A 20471-nucleotide genomic window follows, 5' to 3' on the forward strand; every position below is an offset into this window, starting at 1 on the left:
GCGCCGGGGCCCTCGGGCGTGTGGGGGCCTACTTCGGGACCTCGGCGGCGGCGCGCAGGGCGCGGGTGTCCGCGGCGAGCTTGTCGAGGTCGGGGCGCCCGCCGTCCTCCGACGGCGGGGCCATCGCCAGGACCAGGCTGCTGGAGTCGGCCCAGGCGCAGACGCCCAGGTCGGTGCCGTCCTGGGAGGCCACGCCGCAGTCCATGCTGCCGCCCTTGGGGCCCGGGTCGACGGCGTGCCGGTCGTTGACCGTGGTGCCGTCCGACTGGAGGCCCTTGAACATGGCGTTGAGCTCGGTCTTCGGGGCGAGCACCTTGCCGTAGGCGCCGAGCACCACGAGCTTGGGGTCCCCGGCGGAGTCCTGGTAGACGGCGCTGACGCCGGTCGGGTTCCAGGAGCCGTCGCCCTTGCCGAGCTCGGTGGTGATGCCCTCCTCCATCTGCCGGGCGACCTCGTTGTTCTCGTCCTTGGTGAGGCCGTTGAAGCCGGCCGGCAGGACGATCTTCTGGGTGCCGGCGTTGGAGGTGATGTCGAAGACGAAGTACGCGACCGCGCCGCCGATGAGGGCCAGCACGAGCACGAAGACGCCGATGAGGATGCCGAGGGTGCGGCGGGAGCGGCGCGGCGGCGCCGGTGCGGGGAACGCGCCGTACGGGGCGTAGCCGGGCGGCAGCGGCTGGCCCGGCGCACCGGGCGGGCCGGACTGTGGCGGGACGGCGCCGTAGGGCGGCGGGGTCTGCGGCGGCGCGGGCGGGCCGGGGTAGGGCTGCCCGCCATAGGGCTGCCCGCCGTACGGGGGCTGGCCGCCGGGCGGCGGCGGGGCGCCGTAGGGGTTCTGCTCGGTCACGGAGGCCCTTCCTGGGACGGTGGTGCCGGGCTTGTACGAAGGCTCGGACGAATGTCCGGCACGTTATCGCACCGGTCCGTCACCCGGTCGGGGAATACCCCGGGGCCGTGCCGGCCGGCTCCGGTGCCGGGCTCCGGTGCCGGGCTCCGGTGTCCGGGGGGTGAAAGCCGTTCGTGACCCGGTTCCCGGGTTACGTAAACTGTCCGTCGTGACCGACACCACGAACCAGCGCCCCGTGAGCACGCACGCCGGGGACGACGCAGCCACCCTCCCGACGACCTTCGCCCCGGCGGAGGTAGAGGGCGAGCTGTACGAGCGCTGGGTAGAGCGCGGTTACTTCACCGCCGACGCCAAGAGCGACAAGCCCCCGTACGCCATCGTCATCCCGCCGCCGAACGTCACTGGTGCGCTGCACCTGGGCCACGCCTTCCAGCACACGCTGATGGACGCGCTGACCCGCCGCAAGCGCATGCAGGGCTTCGAGGCGCTCTGGCTGCCCGGCATGGACCACGCCGGCATCGCCACCCAGAACAAGGTCGAGCAGCAGCTCGCCGAGTCCGGCCTGTCCCGCCACGACCTGGGCCGCGAGGCCTTCGTCGAGAAGGTCTGGGAGTGGAAGGCGAACTACGGCGGCAAGATCCTCGGCCAGATGCGCCGCCTCGGCGACGGCGTCGACTGGTCGCGCGAGCGCTTCACCATGGACGAGGGCCTGTCGCAGGCCGTCCAGACGATCTTCAAGCGGCTCTTCGACGACGGCCTGATCTACCGCGCCGAGCGCATCATCAACTGGTGTCCGCGCTGCCTCACCGCGCTGTCCGACATCGAGGTGGAGCACGAGGAGGTCCCCGGCGAGCTGGTCTCGATCCGCTACGGGGACGGCGAGGACTCGATCGTCGTCGCCACCACCCGCGCCGAGACGATGCTGGGCGACACCGCGGTGGCCGTCCACCCGGAGGACGAGCGCTACCGTCACCTGGTCGGCCGGACCATCAAGCTGCCGCTGACCGACCGCGAGATCCCGGTCGTCGCGGACGAGCACGTCGACCCGGAGTTCGGCACCGGCGCCGTCAAGGTGACCCCGGCGCACGACCCCAACGACTTCGCCATCGGCCAGCGCCACGACCTGCCGAACCTGAGCGTCATGGACGAGCGCGGCGCGATCACCGTGCACGGCCCGTTCCTGGGCCTGGACCGGCTGGAGGCCCGCTCGGCCGTCGTCGGCGCGCTGCGCGAGCAGGGCCGGATCGTCGCCGAGAAGCGCCCGTACATGCACGCCGTCGGCCACTGCTCGCGTTGCCACACGGTGGTCGAGCCGCGGCTGTCGCTGCAGTGGTGGGTCAAGGTCGAGCCGCTGGCCAAGGCAGCCGGCGACGCGGTCCGCGACGGCAAGGTGGAGATCCACCCGAAGGAGCTGGAGCGCCGCTACTTCGACTGGGTCGACAACATGTACGACTGGTGCATCTCGCGCCAGCTGTGGTGGGGCCACCGGATCCCGGTCTGGTACGGCCCGGACGGCGAGGTCGTCTGCGTCGGACCGGACGAGCAGCCGCCGACGGGCGAGGGCTGGCACCAGGACCCGGACGTCCTGGACACCTGGTTCTCCTCCGGCCTGTGGCCGTTCTCCACGCTGGGCTGGCCGGAGAAGACCCCCGACCTGGAGAAGTTCTACCCGACCGACGTCCTGGTCACCGGCCACGACATCATCTTCTTCTGGGTCGCCCGGATGATGATGTTCGGCCTGTACGCGATGGACGGCCAGGTGCCGTTCAAGACGGTCGCCCTGACCGGCCTGGTCCGTGACGAGTTCGGCAAGAAGATGTCGAAGTCCTCCGGCACCGCCGTCGACCCGCTGGACTGGATGGACGCCTACGGTGCCGACGCCGTCCGCTTCACCCTGGCCCGCGGCGCCAACCCGGGCGCCGACGTGCCGATCGGCGAGGACTGGGTCAAGGGCGCGCGGAATTTCTGCAACAAGATCTGGAACGCCACCCGGTTCGCGCTGATGAACGGCGCGACCGTGGACGGCCCGCTGCCCGCGCCGGAGCAGCTGACCGCGGTGGACCGCTGGATCCTGTCGCGGCTGAACGCGACCGTGGCCGAGGTCGACGCGCTGTACGACGACTACGAGTTCGCCAAGGCCTCGGACGCGCTCTACCACTTCGCGTGGGACGAGGTGTTCGACTGGTACGTCGAGCTCTCCAAGACCACCCTGGCCAAGGGCGGCGCGCCGGCCGAGGCCTCCCGCCGGGTGCTGGGCGAGGTCCTGGACGTCACCCTGCGCCTGCTCCACCCGGTCGTGCCGTTCGTCACCGAGGCGCTCTGGACGACGCTGACCGGTGCCGAGTCGGTGGTCGTCGCCGACTGGCCGAAGGACGCCGGCTACCGGGACGCCGAGGCCGAGGCCGAGGTCGCCACGCTGCAGCAGGTGGTCACCGAGGTCCGCCGGTTCCGTTCGGACCAGGGCCTGCAGCCGGCCCAGAAGGTCCCGGCGCGCCTGGAGCTCGCGGGCACCGTGCTCGCCGTCCACGAGGACGCGATCCGCTCGCTGCTGCGGCTGACCGTGCCCGAGGAGGGCTTCGCGGCCACCGCCTCGCTGCCGGTCGCCGGCGCCACCGTGGCGCTGGACCTGTCCGGCACCATCGACGTCGCGGCGGAGCGCAAGCGCCTCGCCAAGGACCTCGCGGCGGCCGAGAAGGAGAAGGCGCAGTGCGGCGGCAAGCTCGGCAACGAGGCCTTCCTGGCCAAGGCGCCGGACGACGTGGTCGCCAAGATCCGGACCCGTCAGGAGGCCGCCGAGGCCGACATCGCCCGGATCACCGCCCAGCTCGCGGCGCTGCCGCAGGGCTGACGCGCCGACGGTTCCCCGGAGCCGCATCCCGCCGACGCGGGGTGCGGCTCCGCCGTTTTTCCGGAAGGTCGGAAAATCGTGCGGCCCAATAGCCCAATCCGTTGCTCCCTTCCGGCGAATATTCATCCCGGACCGGGTGAGGACCTATTCCGCCCGAATTCATTCCGGTCTTGCCCGCGCGCGCTCGCGGAAGTTTCCAGGTCGACTGTGTACGGTGTGCATCGAGTTTCGGACGGCGAGGAGTGACGGGAGGGCATGGGCGTGATGGTGACCGAGGAGCTGGCCGACGAACTGCCTGCCGAGGTGGTCGAGGAGGCCAAGGGGCGGGCGGCGACACTGCTGCTCGCCTTCCGGCACGGCAACCAGCTCGCGTTCGACCACGCGTTGGACCGGTTGCTCGAGGAGCACGTCGAGCGCGAGGTGACCACGCTGCTCGCCTGGATCGCCGCCGAGGCGGTCCGCAAGGCCTACGCCCCCGAGGTCGGCGACCGCGTGCTGCGGGCGATGGCCCGGCGCGCCCCGCGCGACACCGGCGCCGTCCACGTCGACGAGGAGGGCGTGGACGCGGCCCGGCTGATCGAGGCGGTCGCGGCCGGCGAGGTGGCCGAGGTCCGCGGCCTGGTCGCCACCACCCCCGACACCACCTTCCTGCTCGGCGGCCTGCTGCAGGGCGTGGCGATGATGCTGCCGCTGCTGCCGGAGGGCGAGCTCGCGGAGATCACCGCCGAGCTGCGCCGCCGGCACGGCGGCGCGCCCGCGGCCGTGCCGGAGGCCCGGGCGGGGGTCTGACCCCGCCCGGGCCCACGGTCCCGCGTGTGCCGGTTACGGCATCGCGTGCAGGTGGGAGCCGACGGTGGAGGCGATGCCGCCGCCCGCCTTGGCGTCCCAGTTGGTCGACCAGGTCATCGCCCCGCCGATCCCGGGCCACTTGGTGTCGGGCTTGAAGCTGCCGCAGTTGGTGCCGGCGGCCAGGCAGTCCAGCGCGTTGTTGACCACGCTCGGGCTGACGTAGCCGCCGCCGGCCGCGCTGGTGGAGGCCGGGACGCCGAGGCCCACCTGGTCGGGCCGCAGCCCGCCCTTGAGCTGGATGCAGGCCAGCCCGGTGAGGAAGTTGACGGTGCCCTGGGAGTAGACCTGGCCGTCGCAGCCCAGCATGGCGCCGGAGTTGTAGTACTGCATGTTGACGATGGTGAGGATGTCCTTCACGTTCAGCGCCAGCTTGAAGTACTCCATGCCGGTGGACTGCATGTCGATGGTCTGCGGCGCCATGGTGAGCGTGAAGCCCGAGCCTGCCTTGGCCGCCAGGGTGTGCAGCGCCTGGCCCATGTAGGTGGAGTTGATGCCGTTCTCCAGGTCGATGTCGACGCCGTCGAAGCCGTAGGTCTGCATCAGGGACCAGGCGCTGTTGGCGAAGCTGGCGGCCGAGGTGGAGCTGTTGACCGAGACGGTGCCCTTCTCGCCGCCGACCGAGAGGATCACCTTCTTGCCGGCCGCCTTCTTGGCCGCGATGTCGGCCTTGAACTGGGCGTCGGTGTAGCCGCCGAGCCGGGAGGAGAGCGTCGGGTCCAGGGTGAAGCTCAGGCCCCCGGGCGTGGAGGTGGCGTCGGCGAAGGAGACCGCGATGATGTCGTACGCGGCCGGGACGTCGCTGATCCGCTGCACGGTGGCGCCGTTGTCGAAGTTCTGCCAGTAGCCGGTCAGCAGGTGCTTGGACGGCGGCCGGGGCGTGGTGGCGGTGGGGGAGGGCGTGGTGGTGTCGGTGGGCGACGGGCTGCCGGGGTCGGTCGGGGTCGGCGTGGTCGCGGTCGGGGAGGGCTTGGGGTCGCCCGGGCCGAGCAGCGAGACGTCGTCGGCCAGGAAGGCCGGCTGCCCGTACCAGCCGTGCAGGTAGACGGTGACGCTGGTGGTGCTCGCCCCGGTGGTGAAGGTGGTGCTGAGCTTGGACCAGGCGCTGCCGCCGGGCGTCCAGGTGCTCGGGTCGGTGCCGCCGGTGCCGCGGGCGCCGAGGTAGACGTACGAGCCCTGGACCCAGCTGCTCAGGGTGTAGGTCGAGGACGGCTTGACGGCGACCGTCTGGGTGCATTCGCCGGTGTCGCCGCCGGCCGGGGTGGAGCGCAGCGCGCCGGTGCCGGAGTGGACCGTGCCGGTCTCCGGCGTGCCGGCCGTACAGGTCCAGCCGTTGAGGCGGTTGGCGTCCTCGAAGCCGCCGTTGGTGATGAGTTCGACGTCGGTGGCGGCGTGGGCGCCGGTGCCGCCGGCGAGGACCAGGCCGCTCAGGCCGATCGCGACGGCACTGGCGCCGGCGAGCATCGAGTGGACGGCGCGCGGGCGCCGCTGTCGTGCAGGTGGCATGACTCCATCTCCTGTGGGGGAGGCCGGCGGCTCCCGTGGGGGAGAGCCGTCCGGGTGTCGATGGGTACGCGTGCGGGAGCTACCGACAACTCAAGTCCCTGTCGGGGTAGGAGACTTGCCCTCACAAAATGGAGTAGACCAATTCTGCTGTCAAGAGGGCCCTGTCCGGGCGGGCCGTTCAGGCGGCCGTCGGCAGCGCGCCGGCGGGCGCCCCGGCCTGCCCGGCGGCCGGGCCGGCGGTCAGATCGGCGGTCAGATCGGCGATCCGGGCGGAGGCCAGGCCGTCGCCGTAGGGGCTCGGGGTGGCCGCGAGCCGGGCGAGCCGCGCGGGGGTGTCGGCCAGCCAGGTCCGGGCGTGCTCGCCGAGTTCGGCGCCGGGTGCCACCAGCGCGGCGAAGCCGGCCTCGACGGCCTCGGGCCGCTCGGTGGAGCGGCGCACCACCAGCAGCGGGCGGCCGAGCACGGTGCACTCCTCCTGCACCCCGCCGGAGTCGGAGACCAGCAGCGCGGCGTGCCGGGCCAGGCCCAGGAAGTCGGCGTAGCCGACCGGCCCGGTCACCGCGAGCCGCTCCAGCAGGCCCTCCAGGCCGAAGCGCTCGACGGCGGCCCGGGTGCGCGGGTGCATCGGGAACAGCACCGGGGTGCCGGCCCGGGCGATCCGGTCGAGTTCGGCGAGGACGGCGCCGAGCGCCTCGGCCGTGTCGGTGTTCTCCGGCCGGTGCACGGTGGCCAGCACGTAGCCGTCCGCGGCGAGGCCGTGCCCGGCGAGCAGGGCGGCCCGGGCGGCGGTGTCCGGCAGCGAGCTGCGGACCACCTCGACGACGGTGTTGCCGGTGAGCGCGATCCGCTCCTCGGCGAGGGACTCGGCGCGCAGGTTGGCGGCGTTGTCCGGGGTGGCGGCGCACAGCAGGTCGGCGACGTGGTCGACCATCACCCGGTTGTGCTCCTCGGGCATCGCCCGGTCGAAGCTGCGCAGCCCCGCCTCGACGTGCACCAGCGGGATGTCCCGGGCGTTGGCGGCGAGCGCGCCGGCCAGGGTGGCGTTGGTGTCGCCCTGGACGACGACGGCGGCCGGGCGGTGCTCGGCGAAGGCGGCGTCGAGTTGGCCGAGCGACTGGGCGATCTGGCCGGCCCGGGGGCGGCCGCCGACGCCGGTGAGCAGTTCGGGGCTCGGCAGGCCGAGGTCGCGCAGGAAGCGGCCGGACATCGCCTCGTCCCAGTGCTGGCCGGTGTGGACCAGGCGGGTGGCCGGGCCGAGCTCGTGGATCAGCGGGGCGAGCTTGACCAGTTCGGGGCGGGTGCCGAGGACGACGGCGACACTGCCGGGGGCGAACGGGCGGCGGGCGGCGGGCTTCGGGGTCGGGCACGCGGTCATGGCGGAACGGCTCCGGGGGTCGGGGCGGTCGGGAGGCGAAGGAGGAGCGGGGGCTCAGGACTCGAGCGCGGTGGGGTCGCCGAGGGCGACCTTCTCGGCGTTGCGCCGGGTCTTGGCCCAGCCGTTGCGGCCGAGCAGCAGGCGTACGGCGGCCCGGGTGGCGACCACGAACAGGTGGTAGGCGTAGAGCCAGACCAGGACGCCCCAGAGCAGGCCGGTGAGCCGGCGGCGGTCGGGGTGGACGAGCCGGCGGTAGGCCGGGCCCCAGAAGACCATCGGCAGGGTGGCGAGCACGAAGGCGAGCACCATCCACGGGCCGTACCGCAGCTGGAAGTCGGCGGTCTCCTCGGGGAAGAGCGCCAGCCCCGCCCCGGTGATCGCCAGCGACAGCGGGGTGAGGACGACCAGCAGGACGCAGACCACCGGCTGGAGGAAGGTGTAGAGCACCTCGGCCTTGCCGGCGGGCCGGTAGTGCCGCGAGCGCAGCACCCGGCCGGTGTAGCGCAGGCACTGCATGTTGCCCTGGGCCCAGCGGGTGCGCTGGGTGAGGAAGCGCCGCCAGGAGACCAGGGCCTCCTGGGAGACGTTGGCCTCGGTGACATGGGTGAGCCGCCAGCCGGCCAGGCGCAGGTCGAGGCCGGACTCGTAGTCCTCCAGCAGGGCGCGCTCGGGCCAGGGGCGGCCGGCGCGGCCCTCCTCGGCGGTCAGCGAGTCCAGGGCGGTGAGCCGGACGAACTGGCCGTTGCCGCCGAGGCCGACGCTGCCTGTGCGGCGGCGCAGCAGCTGCATGCCGGCGTTGTTGGCCTGGAACTCGACGTCCTGCATCCGCACCAGGGCGCGGGCCACCGCGTTGGCGGTCCGGCCGCGGCCGGGCAGCGGCCGTTCGTCGTCGGCGTTGCGCATCCGCACGCCGATCTGCACGGCGCCGGTGTCGGGGCGGCCCATCGCGCGGTCGTTGCAGACCTGTTCGAGGGTGCCGGGGTCGAGCCGCCCGTCGGCGTCGACCACGCCGAGGACCACCCGGGAGCGGTCGGTGCCGGGCGGCAGCCAGGCGGAGATCTCCCGGTAGGCGGCGTTCAGCGCGGCGCCCTTGCCGATCCGGGCGTGCGGGCGGCGGCGCTGCACCAGGTGGACGCGCGGGTCGCGTTCGGCGGCGGCGAGCACCAGGGCGCGGGTGCCGTCGTCGCTGTCGTCGTCGATCACCCACAGGTGGGCGGCGGGGGCGACGGCCCGCAGGCCGGCGAGGGTCTGGGTGATCACCGCCTCCTCGTCCCGGCAGGGGATCATCAGGTGCCACCGGAAGGCGGCGGGGTCGCCGGGCCCGGCCGGGCTGCTGTGCCGGAAGGCGTGGCGGGAGCCGGCCCAGTAGACGAGGAAGCGGCCGAAGACGAGGACCATGTAGCAGAGCAGGGCCAGCGAGATCAGCCCGCCGAGCTGGAGGAACCCCTCGCGGCGCATCTCGACGAACTGGCGCAGGGCGTCGGGCATGGCGAGCTGCTCCTCATGATCGAAGGTGTTTTGTCTCCTTGGGATGCGAATCAATGCTTCATTGCGGTCTGATGTCGCTAAATCGATAGTAAACAGAGGAAACTGTTCAACTCGGGCAAAGTGGTGGTTCTCACCCCGTGAGGAGCGTCGGCCCCCGCTCCGTAGACTGTGGTCGTGAGCGACAAGGCCGACCCGAACCCGTACACCCTCCGCCCCGCCGACGGCGGTACCGGCGACGCCCTGCGCGACGTCGAGGTGGAACTCTCCGAGCGCTGGCCGGAGAACAAGCTGGAGCCCTCGCTCGACCGGATCGAGGCCCTGATGGACATCCTGGGCCAGCCCCAGCGGTCCTTCCCCTCCATCCACGTCACCGGTACCAACGGCAAGACCTCCACCGCCCGGATGATCGAGCAGCTGCTCGGCACCTTCGAGCTGCGCACCGGCCGCTACACCAGCCCGCACGTGGAGAGCGTCACCGAGCGGATCACCCTGGACGGCGCCCCGATCACCCCCGAGCGGTTCGTCGAGGTCTACCGCGACATCGAGCCCTACGTGCGGATGGTCGACGAGCGCGAGCCGGTCGCCATGTCCTTCTTCGAGGTGCTCACCGGCATGGCCTACGCGGCCTTCGCCGACGCGCCGGTGGACGTCGCCGTGGTCGAGGTCGGCATGGGCGGCTCCTGGGACGCCACCAACGTCATCGACGCGACCGTCGCGGTGATCACCCCGATCGGCCTGGACCACACCGACAAGCTGGGGGAGACCACCGGCGAGATCGCCGTCGAGAAGTCCGGGATCATCAAGCCCGGCTCCGTCGCCGTTGTCGCCCAGCAGCAGCTCGACGCCGCCCAGACCATCCTGCGGCGCGCCGTGGAGGTCGACGCCACGGTCGCCCGCGAGGGCCTGGAGTTCGGCGTCATCCGCCGCGAACTCGCGGTCGGCGGCCAGCTGGTGACCCTGCGCGGGCTCGGCGGCGAGGAGTACGAGGACGTCTTCCTGCCGCTGCACGGCGAGTACCAGGCGCACAACGCGGCCCTCGCCCTGGCCGCCGTCGAGGCGTTCTTCGGCGTCGGCGGCGCCCGCGGCGGCAAGCTCGACACCGACAAGGTCCGCCAGGCGTTCTCCGGCGTCAGCTCCCCGGGCCGCCTGGAGGTCGTCCGGCGCAGCCCCACCATCGTCCTGGACGCCGCCCACAACCCGCACGGCGCCCGGGCCACCGTCGCCGCGCTCACCGAGTCCTTCGGCTTCACCCGCCTGGTCGGCGTCATCGGCACCAGCGGCGACAAGGACGTGGCCGGCCTCCTGGAGGCCTTCGAGCCGCTGCTCGCCGAGGTCGTCGTCACCCGCAACTCCACCCACCGCGCGATGGACGTGGACGAGCTGGCCGCGCTCGCGGTCGAGGTCTTCGGCGAGGACCGCGTCCAGGTCGAGCCCCGGCTCGACGACGCCATCGCCGCCGCCGTCACCCTGGCCGAGGAGGAGGGCGACCTCGGCGGCGCCGGGGTGCTGGTCACCGGTTCGGTCATCACGGTGGGCGAGGCCCGCCTGCTGCTCGGGAGGAAGTGACGATGAGGACGCTCTGCTCCTCGACGCTGATCGGCGAGGCCCTCGTGGTGCTGTTCGCGGCGCTGGTCGCGATGCAGCTCTCCGACGTCTCCACCGGGGCGCTGTGGACCGTCAGCGGCATCGCCATGGCGCTGTGCCTGCTGCTCTGCGGCATGATCAACCGCCCCGGCGCGGTCGCCGTCGGCTGGGCCCTGCAGCTCGCGCTGATCGCCAGCGGCTTCGTCGTGCCGACCATGTTCGGGCTCGGCGTGGTCTTCGCCGGACTGTGGTGGTGCTCGGTGCACTACGGCCGCAAGATCGACGAGATCAAGGCCGCCCGGGCCGCCGCAGCGGCCGTCTGAGGCGGCCCCGGACCGGGTCCGGCGCGTTCGCTCACGCAAGGTAACCTCTGCGGTAGTCGCACGGCGCACGCGGATCGGCGCGTGCGCGTCGAACCGCGTGCGTGCCGAACCCCTTCCTCCAGGAGACGCCCCGTGTCCCAGCGCACTCTCGTCCTGCTCAAGCCCGACGCCGTCAAGCGCGGCCTGGCCGGCGAGATCATCAGCCGCATCGAGCGCAAGGCCGGCTGGCGGCTTGCCGCCGTCGAGCTGCGCACCTTCGACCGGGCGACGCTGGAGCACCACTACGCGGAGCACGTCGGCCGCCCGTTCTACGAGCCGCTGCTGGAGTTCATGACCTCCGGCCCGTCCATCGCCCTGATCGTCGAGGGCGAGGAGGTCGTCCCCGGCATCCGCATGCTGGCTGGCGCCACCAACCCGCTGGAGGCCGGCGCCGGCACCATCCGCGGCGACTACGCGACGATCACCCGCGAGAACCTCATCCACGCCTCCGACTCGGTCGAGTCCGCCGAGCGCGAGATCAAGATCTTCTTCCCCGCCCACGCCTGACCCGACCGGCGCGGCGATCATTCGGGACCTTCGGAAGGCCCCGGTCGGGACTATTGGCCCGGCCGGGGCATTCTTATCGGGAAATAGGGAACCAGGCCCTCCGACACGGCGTCCCAATGCCCGGAGAAGCGATCACGCCCCGGACAATGGACGGCATGCCCCACCTCGACGTCAGTGCCGACCGGCGTGACTACGATGGACGCGACTCAAGGGCCCGGTAAGGCAGCTCAGCTGGTCGCCGCCCACGCGTGGGCGCGCACACCGTCCACCCCACATGACTCCGAGCCCGGGAAAGGCACCCCACCCCATGGCGAGCAACCTGTCGTTCATCGGCCGCGACTTGGCGATCGACCTCGGAACTGCCAACACGCTGGTGTACGTCAGGGGCAAGGGCATCGTCCTCAACGAGCCGTCGGTGGTCGCGGTCAACACCAACACCGGGGGCATCCTCGCCGTCGGCTCCGAGGCCAAGAAGATGATCGGCCGCACCCCCGGCAACATCGTCGCCATCCGCCCGCTCAAGGACGGTGTCATCGCCGACTTCGAGATCACCGAGCGGATGCTGCGCTACTTCATCCTCAAGGTGCACCGCCGCCGCTTCCTCGCCCGCCCCCGGGTCGTCGTCTGCGTCCCCTCCGGCATCACCGGCGTCGAGCGCCGCGCCGTCATCGAGGCCTCCCTGCAGGCCGGCTGCCGCCAGGTGCACATCATCGAGGAACCGATGGCCGCCGCCATCGGCGCCGGGCTGCCCGTCCACGAGCCCACCGGCAACATGGTCGTCGACATCGGCGGCGGCACCACCGAGGTCGCCGTCATCTCGCTCGGCGGCATCGTCACCGCGCAGTCCATCCGGGTCGCCGGCGACGAGCTGGACAACGCCATCGTCCAGCACATCAAGAAGGAGTACTCGCTGCTCCTCGGCGAGCGCAGCGCCGAACAGATCAAGATGAGCATCGGCTCCGCCTTCGGCCTGGAGGGCGAGAAGGACGAGCACGCCGAGATCCGCGGCCGCGACCTGGTCAGCGGCCTGCCCAAGACCGTCGTCATCTCCGCCGCCGAGGTCCGCGAGGCCATCGACGAGCCGGTCAACTCGATCATCGACGCGGTCAAGACCACCCTCGACCAGTGCCCGCCCGAGCTGGCCGGCGACGTCATGGACCGGGGCATCGTGCTCACCGGCGGCGGCGCCCTGCTCCGCGGCATGGACGAGCGGCTGCGCCGGGAGACCGGCATGCCGATCCACATCGCGGAGAACCCGCTGGACTCCGTCGCACTCGGCTCCGGCAAGTGCGTCGAGGAGTTCGAGGCGCTCCAGCAGGTACTCGACGCCGCGCCGCGCCGCTAGCAGAACCGACACCACAGCCGAACTGACGGGCCCCCGCCCGGGTCCACAGCCCGGTCCGGCGGCCAGGGGTACGAAGGGGCAGTACCAGCACCGTGAGGGACACACGAGAGAGCCGGCTGCTGCTGATCCTGCTGGTGGCCGTCGCCTTCGCACTGATCACCGTCGACATCAAGGGCGGTGAGAGCTCCCCGCTCGGCGGCGCCCGGCGCGCGGCGGCCGCCGTCCTCGGCCCGGTCGAACGCGGCGCCGCCACCGCCGTCGACCCGGTCGCCGACACCGTCCGGGCCTTCCGCGACGCCGCCTCGCACAGCGGCCGCACCGACCAGCTCGCCCGCGAGAACACCGACCTGCGGCAGAAGCTCGCCTCCTCCGACATGGCCGGCGGGCGCACCAAGCAGCTCGACGACCTGCTGCGCACCGCGGGCGCCGGCGGATACACCGTCAAGGCCGCCCAGACCATCGCGATCGGCCCGGCGCAGGGCTTCTCCTGGACCATCACCATCGACGCCGGCAGCGACGACGGCCTCACCCGCGACATGACCGTCATCAACGGCCAGGGCCTGGTCGGCCGGATCACCACCGTCGCCCCGACCACCTCCACCGTGCTGCTCGCCTCCGACCCCGGCTTCACCGCCGGCACCCGGCTGGAGGGCAGCGGCGAGATCGGCTTCGCCGCCGGCGGCGGCACCAGCGCCATGAAGGTCTCGCTGCTCAACGGCAAGGCCCAGGTCAAGGAGGGCGACCGGCTGGTCACCTTCGGCTCGCAGAGCGGCCGCCCGTTCGTGCCCGGCGTCCCGGTCGGCAAGGTCGTCCAGGTCGAGGCCAACCCCGGACAGCTCACCAAGACCGTCCTGGTCGAGCCCTTCGTCCAGTTCACCCGGCTCGACCTGGTCGGCGTGGTCGTCGTCCCGCCGCGCACCGACCCGCGCGACGCCGTCCTGCCGCCCGCCCCCGCGCCGGCCGCCCAGGGCCAGGCCGCGCCGGCGGCGCCCGCCGGGCCGGCCGTGCCCCTGGTGCCCGCCGCCCCGGCCGCCCTCCCGCCCGCCAAGCCCACTGGGGGGAACTGAGCCATGCGCCTCGCCCGCATCCCCGTCTCCGCCGTCCTGATCCTGCTCGGCCTGCTGCTCCAGGTCAGCGTCTTCGGCCGGCTGCAACTGCCCGGGGCCACCCCCGACGTGCTGCTGCTCGTCGTGGTCGGCCTCGCCCTCGTCTACGGGCCGACCGGCGGCTGCCTGGTCGGCTTCGCGGCCGGCCTGCTCGCCGACCTCGCCCCGCCCTCCGACCACGCCATCGGCCGCTACGCGCTGGTGCTCTGCCTGATGGGCTACGCCGCCGGACTGCTGCGCCCCGAGCACGGGCGCCAGCGCTCGGTCCTCAGCGCGCTGCTGGTGGTGGGTGGCGCCGCGATCGCCTCCACCCTGCTGTACGCGATGGTCGGCGCGCTGGTCGGCGACACCGCCGCCCGGCACGTCGGGCTCGGCCAGCTGGTGGTCACCGCGCTGATCTACGACCTGTTGCTCGCCCCCTTCGTGGTGCCCGCCGTGATGCTGATCGCCCGCCGGTTCGGCAAGGACCCGCTGGCCGTCGCCGACGACGACGAGGGCGGCCCCGGCCTCGGCAGCCTGGCCCGCTACCGCACCACCCGTGACACCACGGGCGGCGCGTCATTCAAGAAGAAGCGCCTGCTGGGCGCGGGAAAGCGCCCGTAGCCCCGGTGCCGACCCGGCCCGACCAGCCCGCCCGCCCCCGTTCTGTTTTTGGAGCGCACGAGACGTGAGCAACATCCCCGAGACCGGCCGTACCCGGCGGGTGACGATCCGTCTGGTGGTGCTGCAGATCCTGGTGCTCTCGCTGCTCGCCACCCTCGGCGGACGGCTGTGGTACCTGCAGATCCGCAACGCCAGCGTCTACACCGCCAAGGCGACCGGCAACCACATCCGCGAGGTCGTCGAACCGGCCGTGCGCGGCGAGATCCTGGACGCCTCCGGGCGGATCCTCGCGGGCAACGAGACCAAGCTGGTCGTCTCGGTCAGCCGCACCTCGCTGCTCCAGCAGAAGGACGCCGGCAAGGCGGTGCTGACCCGGCTCGCCGAGGTGCTCGGGATGCCCGCCAAGGACGTCCAGGAGAAGGTCCGGCTCTGCGACGCCAAGACCCCGCAGCCCTGCTGGAACGGCTCGCCCTACCAGCCGATCCCGGTCACCAAGGAGGCGACCACCCAGCAGGCGATGCAGATAATGGAGCGCCGGGAGGACTTCCCCGGGGTCACCGCCCAGCCCACCGCCGTGCGCCACTACACCGGCGCCGAGGGCGCGAACCTCGCCCAGGTGCTCGGCTACCTCTCGCCGGTCACCGACGAGGAGGTCTCGAAGACCGCCGACCAGGCCGGCCTGGACCGCTACCTGCCGGCCGACCAGATCGGCCGCGCCGGGCTGGAGTCCGTCTACGACCGCGACCTGCGCGGCACCGCCGGCATCACCAAGCTGGAGGTGGACAACCTCGGCCGGGTGATCGGCACCGCCGACCAGGCCGCCCCGCAGACCGGCAACAACCTGGTGACCAGCATCGACGCCCGGGTGCAGAAGGTCGTCGAGGACAACCTGGCGCAGGCCATGGCCGACGCCCGCAAGACCTTCGACAAGGTCACCAACCGCAACTACGAGGCCGACTCCGGCGCCGCCGTCGTGATGGACGTGCACACCGGGCGGATCGTCGCGATGGCCAGCGCCCCCACCTACGACCCCAACCTGTGGCAGGGCGGCATCAGCGGCAAGGACTACCAGGCGCTGACCAGCAAGGAGTCCAACTTCCCGCTGCTCAACCGGGCCATACAGGGTCAGTCGGCCCCCGGCTCGACGTTCAAGGTCATCTCCACCACCGCCGCCGTCCAGGCCGGCTACTCGCTCGACGGCCGCTACGACTGCCCGAAGAGCCTGACCATCGGCGGGCGCGAGTTCAAGAACTTCGAGAGCGAGAACTTCGGCCCGATCTCCCTGGAGCGGGCCCTGGAGGTCTCCTGCGACACGGTCTTCTACGGCCTGGCGTACGACCAGTGGATGAAGGACGGCGGCATCAAGCCGAAGAAGGACCCGGGCGACTGGTTCTTCAAGACCGCCCACCAGTTCGGCCTCGGCGCCAAGACCGGTATCGACCTGCCGAGCGAGGTCACCGGCCGGGTGCCGGACCGGCAGTGGAAGCAGTCCTTCTACGACAACAACAAGGACGCCTGGTGCAAGCAGGCGGAGAAGGGCGGCAACAGCTTCTCCGACCAGATCGCCCGGGAGAACTGCGTCGACGGCTACCAGATGCGCGCGGGTGACGCCGTCAACTTCGCGATCGGCCAGGGCGACACCCTGGTCACCCCGATCCAGATGGCCCGGATCTACGCGGCGCTCGCCAACGGCGGCACCTTCTACCGGCCGACGGTCGCCAAGGCCGTGATAAGCCCGAGCGGGGAGCTCGTCCGCGAGATCGCCCCGCACGAGGACGGCCGGCTGCCCGGCGACCAGAAGCTGCTCGGCTACATCGACCAGGCCACCGCGGGCGTCATCACCAACGGCACCGCCGCCTGGAAGTTCACCGGCGCGGGCTGGCCGCAGGGCAAGATCGAGCTGCACGCCAAGACCGGCACCGCCGAGGTCGAGGGCAAGCAGACCACCTCCTGGCTGACCACCTACAGCCGCGACTACGCGGTCGTGATGACGATAAGCCAGGGCGGCACCGGCTCCGGTGGCTCCGGCGACGCGATCCGGCGGATCTACCAGTCGCTGTACGGCGTCGACGACAAGGGCAACGTCGACCAGGGCAAGGCGCTGCTGCCCACGCCGCAGGCCGAGCTGCCGAAGTTCAACCCGGACGGCACCGCGATCGTCAAGCCGGCCTCGTTCGGCGCGGACGGCGCCGGGCTCGGCGAACCCGGGGTGAGCGGCGACTCGCCGCGGGTCTTCCTGGACCCGGCGCAGTCCGGCGGCGCCGCCCCGGTGCTCGTCGCGGCCGAGGCCGCCGTCGAACCCACCCGCTCCACCGGAAGGGGCCGGGCATGACCTCCTACGGCTCGTACCGCCAGCTGCGGCTCGCCCCGCAGCGCGGCGGGGTGCCCAAGTCGCTGGCCAAGGACTCCCCGCTGTGGCGGATCGACTGGATACTGCTGCTGGCCGCGGTGGTCCTCTCGCTGGGCAGCTCGCTGCTGGTCTGGTCGGCGACCCGGGGGCGCGACTCGCTGACCCACGGCGACCCGCAGTACTTCCTGTTCCGGCACCTGACCAACGTCCTGATCGGGGCGGTGCTGTGCGCGGTGGTGATAGCGATAGGGAGCCGGCGGTTCCGCACCCTCGTGCCGTTCCTGTACGCCGGCGTGATCCTGCTGCTGCTGGCCACGCTCAGCCCGCTCGGCTCGACCATCAACGGCCAGCACTCCTGGATCCAGCTGGGCGGCGGCTTCTCGGTGCAGCCGGCCGAGTTCGCCAAGCTGGCGATCGTGCTGTCGATGGCGATCGTGATGTCCGACCAGGTGGACGCGGGGGAGCGGGAGTTCCCGGCCGACAAGGCGGTGTTCCGCGCGCTGGTCTGGGCGACGCTGCCGATGGCCATAGTGATGCTGATGCCGGACGCCGGCTCGGTGATGGTGATGGCCGTCATCGTGCTGGGCATCCTGCTGGCCTCCGGCGCGGCCAACCGCTGGGTGCTCGGGCTGATGCTGGCCGGTGTCGGCGGATGTGTGGCGATCTGGAAGCTCGGGGTGCTGAGCAAGTACCAGATCGACCGCTTCGCCGCCTTCGCCAACCCGGCGCTCGACCCGTCCGGCGTCGGCTACAACACCGCGCAGGCCCGGATCGCGATCGGCTCCGGCGGGCTGACCGGCAAGGGCCTGTTCCACGGGACGCAGACCACCGGGCAGTTCGTGCCGGAGCAGCAGACCGACTTCGTGTTCACGGTGGCCGGCGAGGAGCTGGGCTTCCTCGGCGCGATGGCGATCATCGTGCTGCTCGGCGTGGTGCTGTGGCGGGCCTGCCGGATCGCCCGACACGCCACCGACCTGTACGGCACCATCGTGGCGGCCGGGGTGGTCGCCTGGTTCGCCTTCCAGGGCTTCGAGAACATAGGGATGTGCCTGGGCATCATGCCGGTGGCCGGCATCCCGCTGCCGTTCGTCTCCTACGGAGGCTCGTCGATGTTCTCGACCTGGGTGGCGATCGGGTTGCTGCAGGCGGTGCAGAGCCAGCGGCCGATAGCGGCCTGAGAAGGCCGGTGCGGCGGGGCCGGTCCGGGGTGTTCCCCCGGGCCGGCCCTTTCTGTCGTCCGGGGGCTACCAGCTGTCCCAGTGGGTGGGGGCTACCAGCTGTCCCAGTGGGTGATCCGGGCGGTGTCCACCCGCGGGCCGGGGCGGAAGTCGGTGCCCAGGGTGTGGGCGAGCGGGACCAGCGCGGTCTGGGCGACCGTCTCGTAGGGGATGCCGAGCAGCTCGGCGGCCTCGCGCTCGTAGTGCAGGTGCGGGGTGGTCCAGGCGGTGCCGAGGCCGCGGGAGCGGGCGGCGAGCATGAACTGCCAGACGGCCGGGAGGATCGAGCCCCAGGCGTTGGCCTGGCCGATGTGGCCAGCCAGTTCGTGCCGGCCCTCGATCCGGACGCACGGCACCACCAGGACCGGGACCTCGTGCAGGTGGTCGAAGAGGTGCTGGGCGCTCACCGCCAGCCGCAGCCGGCGGGCGGTGTCCTCGGTGGTGCGGTCCAGGCCGGTGCGGGCGACGCGGTCGCGGGGGTGGGTCAGGCCGAGCCGGTAGAGGCCGGCCAGGGCGGCCCGCCGGGCCGGGTCGGTGACCACCACGAAGTCCCAGCGCTGGCGGTTGCGGCCGGTGGGGGCCTGGGTGGCGAGGGCCAGGCACTCCTCGACCAGGGCCCGGTCGACCGGGCGGGTGAGGTCGAGGCGGCGGCGCACCGCCCGGGTGGTGGTGAGGAGCTGGTCGGCGGTCAGATCGAGCTGTGGCACGGCCGGTGGCCTCCGGGATCGGTGGGCCGGCCGCGGGGCGGGGCCTCAGTCGGCCGGCGGGACGTCGAGGAGCTTGCGGGTGAGGCGGACCAGCGTCGCGCGCTCGTCCGGGGAGAGGGCGGCGAAGGCGTGGTCCAGGACGGGCGCCATGGCGCGGTCGGCCTCGGCCAGGGCGGCGCTGCCGTCCGGGGTGAGGGTGACGGCGTAGGCGCGGCGGTCGCGGGGGTGGCGCTCGCGGCGGACCAGGCCGGCGCCCTCCAGGGCGTCGACGCAGCCGACCATGACGCTGCGGTCGATCCGCAGCTGCTCGCTCAGCTCCTGCTGGGAGCAGCTGCCGACGGCGGCGAGCATCTTGAGCACCAGGTGCTGGGGGACCGTCAGGGGGCCCCCGGAGAGCCGCTCGTCGATGGAGCGGGCGACCGCGGTGGTGGCCCGGCAGAGCGCGACGTCCGGGCGGTCCAGGGTGAGCGCGGCGAAGTAGCGCCGCCGCTCGCCGCCGTCGTCCGCCCGGCTGGGCGAGGCGAGGCGGGCGGGCCGGGGGGCGGTGGCCATCAGGGCTCCTTCGGTGGTGGACGGCCAGCATAACGCTCCCCGGAGATTGTTTGACGGTAGATGATTTCTGCCGATACGTTTCGGTGAGCATACGTGATTGAAGGTCAGATTGTTGGCCGGCAGACGGATTTGCCGGTGGACGGATGCGCCGGCGGAGGGGTCCGCCGACGGACGGACGGGGGTGGGCGATGACCGGGACCGGAGCCGAGGGGGAGCCGCGGGTGCGATGGTTCGACCCGGCGGACGAACGGCTCGGCTGGGACGGCGTCTGCGGCTTCGAGCGGGCCGGCGGGACGGTGCTGCCGCTGCGGATGCCGCAGGAGCGGATCGCCACCACGCTCAGCGAGGACTTCGGCCGGCTCGCCGCGCTCCCGGCGGGCGCCCGCTTCGCCGTGCGCACCGACGCGGCCCGGCTGCTCCTGGACGTGGACGCGGAGGCGGGCGGGGCGCCGCTGGACGTGCTCGCCGACGGCGTGCTCGTCCACCGCCGCCGCCCCGGGCCCGGCCGGGAACGGATCGACATCGCCCTGCCCGGCGTCCCGGCCGAGGTCGAGGTGTGGCTGCCGCACCTGTCCCGCACCCGCCTCGCCGCCGTCGGCCTGTCCGGCCACCGGCTGCTGGCACCGGTCCGGCGCGCCGGACCGCGCTGGGCCGCCTACGGCAGCTCGCTGACGCACGCGATGTTCCCGCACGGGCCCTCCGAGAGCTGGACCGCGCTGCTCGCGCGCCGCCGCGGCTGGCGGCTGCGCAACCTCGGGTTCGCCGGGCAGGCCTATCTGGACCCGTTGGTCGCCCGGGTCCTGCGGGACACCCCTGCCGAGCTGATCACCCTGGAGATCGGCACCAACGCCTATCTCAAGTCAGCCTTCACCGCGCGTAGTTGGGGTCCAGCGGTGGGCGGATTCGTCGAGACCGTCCGGGACGGGCACCCGGACACCCCGATCGCCGTGATCGCGGCCCTGCCGTCGGCGCCGCGCGAACACGTCCGCAACGCCGCCGGGTTGACGCTGGCCGACGTGCGCGAGCTGACCGGCGCGGCCGTGCGGGTGCTGCAACGGCTCGGCGACCGGCGGCTGCACCTGGTGGACGGCCGCGACGTACTGCCGCTCGCCGAGGCGGACGGGTTGTACGCCGACGGCCTGCACCCGACGCCGGCCGGCGAGCACCGGCTGGCCGGACTGGTCGAACCGTTCCTGCTGCCACTGCTCGGCGACTGACCTGGGCGCGG

17 protein-coding genes are annotated in these 20471 nt (G+C 72.6%); 11 read left to right on the forward strand and 6 right to left on the reverse strand.

Features of this window, described 5'->3' with window-relative positions:
- Window positions 1-28: 28 nt before the first annotated feature.
- Window positions 29-847, reverse strand: coding sequence for a hypothetical protein (locus ACFU9E_RS31860; protein ID WP_380687954.1), 819 nt, complete (start codon window positions 845-847; stop codon window positions 29-31).
- A gap of 208 nt (window positions 848-1055) precedes the next feature.
- On the opposite strand from ACFU9E_RS31860, the gene ACFU9E_RS31865 reads away from it, so the two are divergent.
- Window positions 1056-3695, forward strand: a complete 2640-nt coding sequence (locus ACFU9E_RS31865) for a valine--tRNA ligase (RefSeq protein WP_380687956.1) — start codon at window positions 1056-1058, stop codon at window positions 3693-3695.
- Between the two features lie 255 nt (window positions 3696-3950).
- Window positions 3951-4484, forward strand: coding sequence for a hypothetical protein (locus ACFU9E_RS31870; protein WP_380715543.1), 534 nt, complete (start codon window positions 3951-3953; stop codon window positions 4482-4484).
- A gap of 33 nt (window positions 4485-4517) precedes the next feature.
- Here the strand turns inward: ACFU9E_RS31870 and ACFU9E_RS31875 are convergent, their stop codons facing one another.
- The 3 genes from ACFU9E_RS31875 to ACFU9E_RS31885 all read right to left on the reverse strand — a co-directional run bounded on the left by ACFU9E_RS31875 (window position 4518) and on the right by ACFU9E_RS31885 (window position 8910).
- A complete protein-coding gene (locus ACFU9E_RS31875) occupies window positions 4518-6047 on the reverse strand; it encodes a chitinase (RefSeq protein ID WP_380682910.1) in 1530 nt (509 codons plus the stop codon).
- 178 nt (window positions 6048-6225) lie between these two features.
- Window positions 6226-7422: a non-hydrolyzing UDP-N-acetylglucosamine 2-epimerase gene (gene wecB, locus ACFU9E_RS31880; RefSeq protein ID WP_380682909.1), complete on the reverse strand. Its 1197-nt coding sequence runs from the start codon at window positions 7420-7422 to the stop codon at window positions 6226-6228.
- A gap of 54 nt (window positions 7423-7476) precedes the next feature.
- The gene (locus tag ACFU9E_RS31885; RefSeq protein WP_380682908.1) at window positions 7477-8910 is read right to left on the reverse strand and encodes a glycosyltransferase; all 1434 of its coding nucleotides are present in this window, start codon (window positions 8908-8910) and stop codon (window positions 7477-7479) included.
- A gap of 174 nt (window positions 8911-9084) precedes the next feature.
- On the opposite strand from ACFU9E_RS31885, the gene ACFU9E_RS31890 reads away from it, so the two are divergent.
- From ACFU9E_RS31890 to rodA, 8 genes are all read left to right on the forward strand, one after another.
- Complete coding sequence (locus ACFU9E_RS31890; protein ID WP_380682907.1) at window positions 9085-10476, forward strand: bifunctional folylpolyglutamate synthase/dihydrofolate synthase; 1392 nt, start codon at window positions 9085-9087, stop codon at window positions 10474-10476.
- Between the two features lie 2 nt (window positions 10477-10478).
- The gene (locus ACFU9E_RS31895; RefSeq protein ID WP_355372308.1) at window positions 10479-10817 is read left to right on the forward strand and encodes a DUF4233 domain-containing protein; all 339 of its coding nucleotides are present in this window, start codon (window positions 10479-10481) and stop codon (window positions 10815-10817) included.
- Window positions 10818-10949: 132 nt separating this feature from the next.
- Window positions 10950-11363 carry a nucleoside-diphosphate kinase gene (ndk, locus tag ACFU9E_RS31900; protein ID WP_380682906.1) on the forward strand — a complete coding sequence of 138 codons (414 nt, stop codon included), beginning with the start codon at window positions 10950-10952 and terminating at the stop codon, window positions 11361-11363.
- Between the two features lie 319 nt (window positions 11364-11682).
- Window positions 11683-12708, forward strand: coding sequence for a rod shape-determining protein (locus ACFU9E_RS31905; RefSeq protein ID WP_355372351.1), 1026 nt, complete (start codon window positions 11683-11685; stop codon window positions 12706-12708).
- 92 nt (window positions 12709-12800) lie between these two features.
- Complete coding sequence (gene mreC / locus ACFU9E_RS31910; protein ID WP_380682905.1) at window positions 12801-13775, forward strand: rod shape-determining protein MreC; 975 nt, start codon at window positions 12801-12803, stop codon at window positions 13773-13775.
- A 3-nt stretch (window positions 13776-13778) separates the two neighbouring features.
- Window positions 13779-14417 (forward strand): rod shape-determining protein MreD, encoded by a 639-nt coding sequence (mreD, locus tag ACFU9E_RS31915; RefSeq protein ID WP_380682904.1) that lies wholly within the window; start codon window positions 13779-13781, stop codon window positions 14415-14417.
- A gap of 64 nt (window positions 14418-14481) precedes the next feature.
- On the forward strand, window positions 14482-16749 hold the full coding sequence (gene mrdA, locus ACFU9E_RS31920) for a penicillin-binding protein 2 (protein WP_380682903.1): 2268 nt from the start codon (window positions 14482-14484) through the stop codon (window positions 16747-16749).
- The gene (gene rodA, locus ACFU9E_RS31925; protein WP_380682902.1) at window positions 16746-17945 is read left to right on the forward strand and encodes a rod shape-determining protein RodA; all 1200 of its coding nucleotides are present in this window, start codon (window positions 16746-16748) and stop codon (window positions 17943-17945) included. Before mrdA ends, rodA begins: the two co-directional genes overlap by 4 nt.
- Window positions 17946-18037: 92 nt before the next feature.
- Here the strand turns inward: rodA and ACFU9E_RS31930 are convergent, their stop codons facing one another.
- Both ACFU9E_RS31930 and ACFU9E_RS31935 read right to left on the reverse strand, forming a co-directional pair.
- Window positions 18038-18691, reverse strand: coding sequence for a nitroreductase family protein (locus tag ACFU9E_RS31930; RefSeq protein WP_380682901.1), 654 nt, complete (start codon window positions 18689-18691; stop codon window positions 18038-18040).
- Window positions 18692-18736: 45 nt separating this feature from the next.
- Window positions 18737-19243 carry a MarR family winged helix-turn-helix transcriptional regulator gene (locus ACFU9E_RS31935; protein WP_380682900.1) on the reverse strand — a complete coding sequence of 169 codons (507 nt, stop codon included), beginning with the start codon at window positions 19241-19243 and terminating at the stop codon, window positions 18737-18739.
- A 188-nt stretch (window positions 19244-19431) separates the two neighbouring features.
- On the opposite strand from ACFU9E_RS31935, the gene ACFU9E_RS31940 reads away from it, so the two are divergent.
- Window positions 19432-20460 carry a GDSL-type esterase/lipase family protein gene (locus tag ACFU9E_RS31940; RefSeq protein ID WP_380682899.1) on the forward strand — a complete coding sequence of 343 codons (1029 nt, stop codon included), beginning with the start codon at window positions 19432-19434 and terminating at the stop codon, window positions 20458-20460.
- Window positions 20461-20471 lie beyond the last annotated feature (11 nt).

Origin of the sequence: Kitasatospora sp. NPDC057595 (assembly GCF_042800875.1) — a bacterium.
In the GTDB taxonomy this organism is placed as follows: Bacteria; Actinomycetota; Actinomycetes; order Streptomycetales; family Streptomycetaceae; genus Kitasatospora.